Origin of the sequence: uncultured Parabacteroides sp. (assembly GCF_905196875.1) — a bacterium.
GTDB lineage: Bacteria > Bacteroidota > Bacteroidia > Bacteroidales > Tannerellaceae > Parabacteroides.
Map to the genome: position 1 here is coordinate 76,399 of NZ_CAJJWO010000014.1, position 11,049 is coordinate 87,447.

At 44.7% G+C, this 11,049-nt stretch carries 10 protein-coding genes; 5 read left to right on the forward strand and 5 right to left on the reverse strand.

The features are described 5' to 3' along the window. Window positions 1-15 precede the first annotated feature (15 nt). From QZ076_RS07325 to QZ076_RS07340, 4 genes are all read right to left on the reverse strand, one after another. Window positions 16-915, reverse strand: coding sequence for a serine acetyltransferase (locus tag QZ076_RS07325; RefSeq protein ID WP_293711873.1), 900 nt, complete (start codon window positions 913-915; stop codon window positions 16-18). Window positions 916-974: 59 nt separating this feature from the next. Beyond that, window positions 975-1,454: a hypothetical protein gene (locus QZ076_RS07330; protein WP_293711876.1), complete on the reverse strand. Its 480-nt coding sequence runs from the start codon at window positions 1,452-1,454 to the stop codon at window positions 975-977. A 23-nt stretch (window positions 1,455-1,477) separates the two neighbouring features. Beyond that, a complete protein-coding gene (locus tag QZ076_RS07335; RefSeq protein WP_293711878.1) occupies window positions 1,478-1,954 on the reverse strand; it encodes a pyridoxamine 5'-phosphate oxidase family protein in 477 nt (158 codons plus the stop codon). A gap of 133 nt (window positions 1,955-2,087) precedes the next feature. After that, complete coding sequence (locus QZ076_RS07340; RefSeq protein WP_293711879.1) at window positions 2,088-3,335, reverse strand: phosphatase PAP2 family protein; 1,248 nt, start codon at window positions 3,333-3,335, stop codon at window positions 2,088-2,090. A gap of 389 nt (window positions 3,336-3,724) precedes the next feature. Here QZ076_RS07340 and QZ076_RS07345 point away from each other — a divergent pair, with 389 nt between their 5' ends. Genes QZ076_RS07345 through QZ076_RS07355 form a run of 3 tightly spaced genes read left to right on the forward strand, consistent with a single transcriptional unit; the run spans window position 3,725 to window position 7,213 of the window. Next, complete coding sequence (locus tag QZ076_RS07345) at window positions 3,725-4,459, forward strand: succinate dehydrogenase/fumarate reductase cytochrome b subunit (RefSeq protein WP_293711881.1); 735 nt, start codon at window positions 3,725-3,727, stop codon at window positions 4,457-4,459. 33 nt (window positions 4,460-4,492) lie between these two features. Further along, the gene (locus tag QZ076_RS07350) at window positions 4,493-6,436 is read left to right on the forward strand and encodes a fumarate reductase/succinate dehydrogenase flavoprotein subunit (RefSeq protein ID WP_293711882.1); all 1,944 of its coding nucleotides are present in this window, start codon (window positions 4,493-4,495) and stop codon (window positions 6,434-6,436) included. 21 nt (window positions 6,437-6,457) lie between these two features. Continuing rightward, window positions 6,458-7,213 carry a succinate dehydrogenase/fumarate reductase iron-sulfur subunit gene (locus QZ076_RS07355; protein WP_293711884.1) on the forward strand — a complete coding sequence of 252 codons (756 nt, stop codon included), beginning with the start codon at window positions 6,458-6,460 and terminating at the stop codon, window positions 7,211-7,213. Window positions 7,214-7,514: 301 nt separating this feature from the next. Here QZ076_RS07355 and QZ076_RS07360 read toward each other — a convergent pair whose 3' ends face one another. Then, window positions 7,515-8,360, reverse strand: a complete 846-nt coding sequence (locus QZ076_RS07360) for a helix-turn-helix domain-containing protein (protein WP_293711886.1) — start codon at window positions 8,358-8,360, stop codon at window positions 7,515-7,517. 242 nt (window positions 8,361-8,602) lie between these two features. On the opposite strand from QZ076_RS07360, the gene QZ076_RS07365 reads away from it, so the two are divergent. After that, window positions 8,603-9,817 carry a radical SAM protein gene (locus tag QZ076_RS07365; protein WP_293711888.1) on the forward strand — a complete coding sequence of 405 codons (1,215 nt, stop codon included), beginning with the start codon at window positions 8,603-8,605 and terminating at the stop codon, window positions 9,815-9,817. 169 nt (window positions 9,818-9,986) lie between these two features. Beyond that, on the forward strand, window positions 9,987-10,571 hold the full coding sequence (locus QZ076_RS07370; protein WP_293711890.1) for a DUF417 family protein: 585 nt from the start codon (window positions 9,987-9,989) through the stop codon (window positions 10,569-10,571). Window positions 10,572-11,049: the final 478 nt, after the last annotated feature.

Here is an 11,049-nt window from a genome sequence, read left to right on the forward strand (position 1 = left end):
TGTAAGAAAAGATATTTATTTAGTTACTTTATTTTGCGTGATTACATCGCCGGGAGGAACATCGCCGGTGATCCATACGTTACCACAGACCGTCGCTCCTTTGCCGATCCGTATCCTGCCCAGCAAGGTGGCATTGGAATAGACGGTTACGTCGTCTTCCAGGATCGGGTGACGGGCTACGCCGCGGATGGCATTGCCGTTTTCGTCGGGGGGCAGTTTCTCTCCGGCAAGGCTGACGCCCTGGAAGATACGTACGCGGTTCCCGATAATACTGGTTTCGCCTATCACGGTTCCTGTTCCGTGGTCGATAGAGAAATAGTGTCCGATCTCAGCGCCCGGATGGATGTCGATACCTGTCTCGGAATGAGCCATTTCGGTGATCATGCGGGGGATGAAAGGGACACGGAGCTTATAGAGCTGGTGTGCGATACGGTAGTTACAGATGGCCCTGAACCCGGGGTAGCAGAAAATCACTTCGCTGATGTTCTGCGCGGCGGGGTCGCCGTTGTAGGCGGCTTCGGCATCGGTGGCAAGCAGGCTTCGCATCTCCGGAAGGGTGGCGATGAATGCTTCGGTAAGTGCTTCTGCACGGGCTTGTATTTTTTCTTCCGGACAGGAAGTGCAACTGGTATCGGCCAGGCAAAGACCGGCATAGATTTGCCGGCAGAGTAAGGTATGGAGGGTTTCTACGTTCACTCCGGTATGGAAGCGGATCGTTTGTTTGCTGATCCGCGCGTTCCCGTAGTAGCCCGGAAACAGGATTGCGCGGCACAGGTCTATGATGTCCTTCAGTACTTCTCCCGAAGGTAATGCCTCTTCGTCACGGTAGGCATGAAACAGTTGTTTGTACGAGCTCTCGTCCGAAAGCTTCTCTACTGTTTCATTCAGTACCTTGCTATGCTTTTGCAATCCCATTATTTTGAAAGTCTTATTTTGGGCAAAAGTACATTAAATATCTGATATATGCGTACTTTTTAATAGGTTAAAGCTATTCTGAAATGTGTTTCCAGCGGTCGTTGATCAACAAAGAAATCAGACATTGTCACTTTAAAGATGATAAATCCGTCAACAGTATATTCGGCTGCGTATGTATCTGTCCAGATATTATTGTCACTGTCTCTTCGGTTAATGGGGTTAGGCAATGCCGTTTGTGCTTCTCTGTTAGTGCCATAATCCAGATACATATAGCCGGTGATCAATCCTTCTTTGTAGGCATCCTCATATAAACTCAGATCTTTGTCTTTGATCCTGTATTCATACATGAAAAAAGGGTTGCCGTACTGGTCGTCTACCAGTTTCCAATCGCTGGGATAGACGGGTATATCTTTTTCAATCAACCACTCGGTAGTGATACCGTCTTTTCCGTCATTTCCCGGAGGGCCCATCGGTCCTATTTCCCCTTCGCATGAGACGAACAGGATTGCCATTAAAAATATTGCTAACAGATTCTTCATAAATTCATTCTCTTATTTAATGTTTAGTATTTCTTGTGTGGTGCCCCGAACTCCTTGCAAGTCACTTCATCGAGGTCTACCAGCCATATTTTCACGTTTTTAACTGCCGGATCTGAATAACGGAATTCTTTATCCGAATATTGTTTCATGATAATATCCAGCGCTTCCGTTTTCTTGTCGAAATCTTCTTCAAACCTCACTTCTCCCCAGGCGATAACACTTTTCGAGCGCATGCGATAGCTGCAGGCTACTTCCGGATGTTGGAATACCAGATCGTGATCGGTACTAAATGTAATACAGATCTTCGGATTGCGTTCCAGTATCGAGATACTGCGGCCTTCCTGAGCGGAATGTAAATAAATAACACCATCGCGATAGCCAAAGTTCATGGGAATAACGTAAGGCGTACCATCCGTATCCGCCAGGCCGACGAAACAGACGTCGCAGCTGCGGATGATCGCCTCTATATGCTCTTTCTCAGTGTGTACCAGTGTCTTCATTGCCTTTTTTAATTATGCTTGTGCAAACATAGCTAAAAAAGTTCAAATCTGCGATATTGTTTCTTCTTTTCCATACGTCTTTTTAACCTCCGGTATTAGGACTATAGTTTGTGCCATACTTATTGCATAAGCTTTACCAGAATAAAGCGGTTACCGCAGCACCGATCGTAAAGTAATGCACCTTATGTTTGCTGTGGCGGAGATCTCCGTATGCGGGGTTTTCTTCTCCCGGATTGGATAATATCTGGTAGGGGGCATTCAGGAAAGTGTAATCGTAATCCACATACAGACGAATTCCCAGATTCCGGTTGACAATGCCCGTTGCGGAAATACCTGTGCGCATGATGAGGCTGTTATTGCTTTTACCTTTCATAAAGACGATGTCCTTTTTAATGGCGTAGGGCGTTTTTTTCTCTTGCATATCCATTTCGACTTCATTGCTCAAAAAGTGAGCGTAGCCAGTCTGTAATTTGCTGCCTAGTAATAACTTACCTGCCACAGGCAAAGAAAAATAGGGACCTCCGGTAAAAGAAAATACACCTGTCGGGTCGGCATGAACCCGTATTATGTTATAATTATTGTTGGGAGAACCTCCGTTGTATAACGACATATCAAAAGCCATGGGACTGGTGAGGGCGGTTATTTCTGCACCGATACCGATGTAGGGATTAAAGAAATACCCCCCTTTCACGCTGACATGGGTCGCACCCGGCGAAGTGAGGCGGATAAGGTTCCCGATCTCTATGCTACCGTTTATAATACTGTATCCTACACCGAACTCAAGAAACGACGGGCGTCCGCCTTTGGGTGCAGATTCTCTTATCCTGTCAGGGAGATTGAGCCCTTTATCTTTGAAAATGAGATCTCCCAGAAAGTACCCCAGTTCGGTAGAAAGTATCCCTATACCTGCGCCTGCCAATACATCGCTCAGCCAATGGCGGTTGTTCAATTGACGGCTGAAAGCGGTTGCGGTGGCCACGGTATATCCGCCGATGCTGTATAAAGGACTGCGGGTGAGTCCGTATTCCTTGTGCATGATGGTGGCAGCCATAAATGCTGTAGCCGTATGTCCGGAAGGGAAGGAATTATTGGCCGAACCGTCCGGACGTGTGCGGTGGATTGAGTATTTCATACTGTTTACCGTGACCGCCATCAGGGTGGCCGAAAAAGCATCTGATACCAACATCCGCCCCCACGAACTACGACTCTCTACACCCCCTAGTTTCATGCCGATTACGGCTGCTAACGGTGCGTATTGTAGGAAGTCGTCATAATGGTACCGGAAGTTCGGGACATAGGCATTCCGCATAGTCCGGAATTTGCTTCCCTGGCTGTAGGTCAGTGCCGATATGGCAAATAACGGCACCGGTATATGTAGCATTTGGAATACTTTATTTTCAGTTATTTTGTTATAAGTTTTTTCGAATTCGTGTGTTGTGTGCATGATCGTTACACTATCTTTCTCCTGGGAGGAAATAGAGGTAGTAAAGAGTACGACAAGTATGAGGCACAGTATTTTATGATGTAACATGTATATCCCTGATTTATCCGGCGAAAATAAATTATTTTCTGATAAAAAACGGAATATATCTGTTAATTATTGCCCGGTGAGGAATCCGGAGTTTATTTCCCCCGAAAAGCATAGGTTGAATTGGCGAAATATTTCTTTAATCGTTTGCGTGATACGTGTATTTAGCATACCTTTGCGTGATAATTAAACAAGTTAAAACGAATCTTTATAAACAATTAAATAACTTAAATTATTATCTTATGTGGTTACTTAATTCTTCTATCGGGAAAAAGCTGATAATGAGTATTACAGGGCTTTTTCTTGTTTTCTTTTTATTGTTCCACTTGTCAATGAATGTGGCGGCTGTTTTCTCCGGAGAGGCCTATAACATGATTTGTTCATTGCTGGGAGCAAATTGGTATGCTGTAGCTGCTACTCTGGTATTGGCTGCAGGCGTTGTGATTCACTTTGTGTATGCACTTCTTCTGACACTGCAGAACCGGAAGGCTCGCGGTAACGACCGTTATGCAATTAACGCTCGCCCGAAAGGTGTGGAATGGGCATCTCAGAACATGCTGGTACTGGGCATTATCATTGTCCTGTTTATGATTCTTCACTTCAGCCAGTTCTGGTATAAGATGATGTTCGCCGAACTGTTGGGTAATCACATGGTTACACTTTGCGACGGAGTGACAAGCGTATCTCCCCAGGATGGTGCGGCATTTATCAACTACTATTTCCATACAAGCTCGCTGGCTGCCCTGTGGACAGTTTTGTATGTAGTGTGGTACATAGCTTTGTGGTTCCACCTGACTCACGGTTTCTGGAGCGCTATCCAGACAATCGGTTGGAGTAATACAATCTGGATGAATCGTTGGATCTGTATCTCTAAGATCGTAGCAACTGTTATCTGTGGTCTGTTTGCAATCATTACGATTATCTTCTTCCTGAATGGTGTGGGAGGTGATTGTGCAGCTGCTTGTGCAGGACTTTAATTTAAGGTGTAACATTATTGAAAATAAATCATTATGACTCAAATAGATTCTAAAATCCCTCAGGGCCCGTTGGCTGAGAAGTGGACTAATTATAAAGATCATCAGAAACTGGTGAATCCCGCAAACAAACGTCGCCTGGACGTAATTGTAGTTGGTACTGGTCTGGCCGGTGCTTCTGCTGCTGCCTCTCTGGCTGAAATGGGATTCAATGTATTGAATTTCTGTATTCAGGATTCTCCCCGCCGTGCACACTCTATCGCTGCACAGGGTGGTATCAATGCTGCAAAGAATTATCAGAATGATGGTGACTCTGTTTACCGTCTGTTCTACGATACAATTAAAGGTGGTGACTATCGTGCCCGCGAAGCAAACGTTTATCGCTTGGCAGAAGTTTCCAACTCTATCATCGACCAGTGCGTGGCACAGGGTGTACCTTTCGCTCGCGAATACGGTGGTCTGCTGGATAACCGTTCATTCGGTGGTGCTCAGGTATCCCGTACGTTCTATGCCCGCGGTCAGACTGGACAGCAGTTGTTATTGGGTGCTTACTCTGCTTTGAGCCGTATGATCGGTTTGAATAAAGTAAAGATGTATACTCGTCACGAAATGCTGGATGTTGTTAAAGTGGATGGCCGTGCTCGCGGTATCATCGCTCGTAACCTGATCACCGGTAAGATCGAACGTTTCTCTGCTCATGCAGTAGTTGTTGCTACAGGTGGTTATGTAAATACATTCTTCCTGTCTACTAACGCAATGGCTTCCAACGGTTCTGCTGCGTGGCAGTGCTACAAGAAAGGTGCTTACTTCGCTAACCCTTGTATGGTGCAGATCCACCCGACTTGCGTTCCTGTACACGGCGACTATCAGTCTAAACTGACGTTGATGTCCGAATCACTGCGTAACGACGGTCGTATCTGGGTTCCGAAGAAACTGGAAGATGCAAAAGCATTGCAGGCCGGAACTAAGAAAGGTAAAGATATCCCTGAAGCAGACCGCGACTATTATCTGGAACGCCGTTATCCGGCATTCGGTAACCTGGTTCCGCGTGACGTGGCTTCACGTGCTGCTAAAGAACGTTGCGACGCCGGTTTCGGTGTGAACAACACAGGTTTGGCTGTATTCCTCGATTTCTCGGACGCAATCAACCGTCTGGGTAAAGATGTTGTGAAAGCAAAATATGGTAACTTGTTCGACATGTACGAAGAAATTACCAACGACGATCCATATGAAACTCCGATGATGATCTATCCGGCACTGCACTACTCAATGGGTGGTCTGTGGGTAGACTATGAATTGCAGACTTCTATCCCGGGTCTGTTCGCTATCGGTGAAGCCAACTTCTCAGACCACGGTGCTAACCGTCTGGGTGCATCTGCTTTGATGCAAGGTTTGGCTGACGGTTACTTTGTATTGCCTTATACTATCCAGAACTATCTGTCCGACCAGATCCAGGTTCCGCGCTTCAGCACCGACCTGCCTGAGTTCGCAGAATCTGAAAAAGCGATCAAGGACCGTATCAAGAAATTGATGAGCATCAAGGGTAAAGAATCTGTCGATTCTATCCATAAGAAACTGGGTCACATCATGTGGGAATTCATCGGTATGGCTCGTGATGCCGAAGGTTTGAAGAATGCTATCCAGCAGTTGAAAGACCTGAAGAAGGAATTCTGGACAAACGTACATATCCCGGGTGAAGCTGATGACTTGAACGTTGAGCTGGAAAAGGCTTTGCGTCTGGCAGACTTTATCGAGATCGGTGCGCTGATGGCTCATGATGCCCTGGATCGTGCTGAATCTTGTGGTGGACACTTCCGTACTGAACATCAGACTGAAGAAGGTGAAGCTCTTCGTCACGATGATAAATTTATGTATGTATCTTGCTGGGAATATCAGGGTGAAGACAAAGATCCTGTTATGCTGAAGGAAGATCTGAATTATGAATTCGTAGTACCTCAGACACGTAACTACAAGAAGTAACAATTTTCAAAAATTAGAATCATGGATAAAGATATAAATATCACACTCAAAGTCTGGCGTCAGAAAGGTCCTAACGTAAAAGGACAGTTCGAAACTTACCAGCTGAAAAACATTAACCAGGGTACTTCTTTCCTGGAAATGCTGGATATCCTGAACGAACAATTGATTAACGAAGGTAAAGATCCTGTAGTGTTCGACCACGACTGTCGTGAAGGTATCTGCGGTATGTGTTCATTGTATGTAAACGGACATCCGCACGGACCGGCAACAGGTGCTACTACCTGTCAGCTGTACATGCGCCGTTTCAACGATGGTGAAACAATTACGATCGAACCGTGGCGTTCTGCCGGTTTCCCGGTAATCCGCGACTTGATGGTTGACCGTTATGCTTACGATAAGATCATCCAGGCAGGTGGTTTCACCTCTGTGAATACAGGAGGTGTGCCTGATGCAAACGCAATTCCTATCCCTCGTGCGGATGCTGAAATGGCGATGGATGCTGCTGCATGTATCGGTTGCGGTGCTTGTGCCGCTGCTTGTAAGAACGGTTCGGCTATGCTGTTCGTTTCTGCCAAGGTTAGCCAGCTGGCTCTGTTGCCTCAGGGTAAGGTTGAAGCGACTCGCCGTGCAAAAGCAATGGTTGCCAAGATGGATGAACTGGGCTTCGGTAACTGTACCAACACACGCGCTTGCGAAATGGAATGTCCGAAGAATATCTCTGTCAGCAATATCGCTCGCTTGAACCGCGAGTTCATCTGCGCTAAATTGCAAGACTAATATTACATATATAATAATGTATAGCCGGAGAGGCGTTGCTTATGGCAGCGCCTCTTCTTTTTGCCCCGATTTTAACATTTTAGAAGCTATTAATAAATATCTTGAACGTTGTTAGTGTTTCTTATATGCTATACAACACTAATTAGCATTTTAACTATTGACAAGTTGGAGAATACCTGTATCTTTGTACTGTGGTTTTTTCATAATAGTATTAGATTTAAGGTTAACAAAGTTTGGTTAGGGCTTGTCGTGAGACAGGCTTTAATTGTTTATAGGGGTCTGCATCCGGCATATCCCTTTTTTAGCTCTCTCTGTATTCCTGAGGAGTCATTCCTACATGTTGGCGGAAGTATTTATTGAAGAACGACAGGTTGTCGAAGCCCAACGCGAATGCAATCTTTTTGACCGGCTGGTCGGTCGATTTCAATTGGGCTTTGGCATCCATGATGATAATATTGGAGAGTATATCCAGAGCAGTCCGTCCGCTTACCTTTTTTATTACGTAGCAAAAATGTTGCAGGGTAATGTTAAGCCTTTTGGCATAATAAGAAACGCTATGCTCTTTCGTGTAGTTTTCCATTGCCAGCTGCACGAACTCACGGCATATTTCCATGTTACGCGTCATCGGAGCATTGCTGTAAGGCGTATGATTTTTGTACAACTCGATAACTCCCTGCATGAAGATGGTGAAAACGGCTCTTATAATCTCCTTGTTCTCAATCGCTTTAGGCAGGGAATAAGCCTTGATCAATAGAGAAAAAGCTTCCTGGTATAATACGGACACCTGTTCGGGCAGGGGCATGATCGGGCTGTCGAAGATGACAGGTAAGTAGTTCGTAATGGTTTTGATATAGTTTATATGACTCACAAAGGTAGAAGAGAATCCGGCAAAGCAAAGTTTAATATCGTCGGATACTTCATGTATCTGAATGAAACATCCCGGCGGAAGGGTAATGAAGTCGTTGGGCTTGATAATGAATTCAGTCAGATTGACGGTGGCGCGTGCAGTACCCTGTACGCAAAGTACGAAAATACCGGCTTTGATCTTGCAGGGGAAGCGACCGTACTGATTTAATATTTCACCCGTAATACTGTCTCCGACAATAAAATCCAGAGGAATGTCGAATTTAGGAATGTTGTCTTCCATGTTGTTATCTCCACTATATTTTGAACATACAAATATAAGACTATTTAGACTTGTTAGTCGATATTCTTAAAAATAGAACATTGAATCCCACAAATGGAGATTGTTTTGCGCTATATAATAGTTGAAATTTGCGAATGTTTTCAGGTCTGGCCGATAGTTTTAATAGAGATGTATATATTTGTCTATCTGCAAAATAAGGAATGGAAGCTAATACTAATAGAGAAATCTAATCAATAATAGCAATGGGTACAAAAAGAACAAAGAGCTCTTTCAGGGCAATGAGCACAAACAGAAAATTAGAATCTATCTTCCTGTTTGTCACAGGACGGTGTAATGCCAAATGTAAAATGTGTTTCTATGCCGAAGACATGGATAAGAAGGAAAAAGACCTGACTTTTGAAGAAATAAAGAAGATATCCGAAACAGCCGGTCAGTTCAACCGCCTATGGGTTTCCGGTGGCGAACCGACCCTGCGTGAAGAGTTGCCGGAGATTATAGAAATGTTTTATAAGAACAACGAGATCAAAGACGTAAACATTCCCACCAACGGATTGAAGCCCGACCGGATCATTGCCTGGGTTAAGCAAATCCGCAAGAACTGTCCCGAGCTGAATATCAACCTCAGTCTTTCCCTGGACGGCTTTGGCGATACGCACGATACGCAACGCGGAGTGCCCGGTAATTTCTACAAAGCAATGGGAACGCTGAAGTTGATTGAAAAGAACTTTGCAGACGACGGCAGGGTTTTGAAAAACCTGGCAACCGTGATTACCAAATATAACGAAACGGAAGTGGAGGATCTGATGATATGGATGCTCGGACGTTTCCATCTTTCCAACCATATCATCGAAGCTGCACGCGGGATGACTCGCGACGATGGGGTAAAGATCCTTACCGAGCCTACTTTACGCGCTTTGCAGGATAAGGTAGCTCCTATCTATAATGTATATGGCGAGCGTATGGCGGAGGAAACCGGTGGTTTCAGAAAACCTATCGCCCGTTTCTTCTATCTGGGTTTTATTCGTACATTATATAATGTACGTGCGACCAATATCGACCATCCCACTCCCTGGGGAATGGATTGTACGGCTGGCGAAACTACCCTGGTGATCGACTATGACGGCCGTTTCCGTGCCTGCGAACTCCGTGAGCCGCTCGGCAATGTAAAGGATTACGATTGCGATATCACCAAGATCATGGCGAGCGACGCTATGAAGCAGGAGATTGCCGCTATCGGTCATGGCGATACCGCCAATTGCTGGTGTACGCACGGATGTTGGATTACTTCATCGCTTGTTTTCAACCCGAAAAAGATGATTACGCAAGTTTATAAAGGATACCGCGAGATGAAGAAACTGAACCGTCCCGTGAATGTCAGTGAGGATGTATTACAGAGCATCGAGCGTAAATATGCGTTGGATGTAGAAAAACTGGTAGAACTGGGCGTTCGTAAATAACATTCGTCAATAGAATATCGAAGGGGTTGTGTCAAAATATTCAATGACATAGCCCCTTTATTATGTGATAGGGAATAATTGTCAAATTATCCGGCAGAATTGCCATTTCCTGCAGGGTAGAAATGTCTGATCTTTGCATCATAAGTTGAACACATAAAAAGAGAAAGACATGACTACTAAACTGAAAGATTTATTCGACACATTCCTGAACATTGCAGCTTCCTCGCAAAAGCTGGGTATTAACCTGATACGTGTAGCGATCCTGATCATCTTTGTATGGATCGGCGGCCTGAAGTTCTATAATTATGAGGCGGAAGGTATCGTTCCGTTTGTGGCAAACAGTCCTTTTATGAGTTTCTTTTACACAAAGAGTGCCCCGGAGTACAAGGAATATAAATTGAAGGAAGGAGAATTCAACGAAGCAAAACATCAGTGGCATGTAGAAAATAACACGTATGGTTTTTCCCATGGCCTGGGTATCCTGATTATGGCGATTGGTATCCTTACTTTCCTCGGTATATTCTCACCGAAGATCGGTCTGGTCGGTGCCGGCCTGGCTATTATAATGACTATAGGGACACTCTCTTTCCTTGTCACGACTCCCGAAGTATGGGTGCCGGATTTGGGTAGCGGCGAACATGGCTTCCCTTTATTGACCGGAGCGGGCCGTCTGGTTATAAAAGATACGGCCATCATAGCCGGTGCAATCGTGGTACTGTCCGACTGCGCAGAACGTATCTTGAAGAAGAAATAGGAAGAAAAAGTGTTTATTTTAACACTTCGGAAGCAAAAAATAGACATATTGAAGCTTGTTAGCTTTTCTTGTACTGCATGAAACACCATTTAGCATAAAACCTCTTGACAGGTTTGGATTAAGCAGTATATTTGCATTGTGGTTTTTTCATAATAGTATTAGATTTAAGGTTAACAAAGTTGGTTAGGGCTTGTCGTGAGACAGGCTTTAATTGTTTATAGGGGTGCCTGTCTCTGGAAACTATTCAGAATCGGTATCGACTTCAGTGTAAAGCCCCGTAATATTGAGCTACTAATCTTTACTACCTGTCTTTCTATATGTAAAGACGGGACTAACTAAGTCAAAACTCCCGACTCACAAAAATTATCCTGTACAGGGTAATCAATTACGGTGTACACCCTGGCGGATTATCCTGTACACCCCCAGGGCAAACGCATTAGGAATAAAAGGTAAAAGCCCCATTTAATAATTGGTGTAG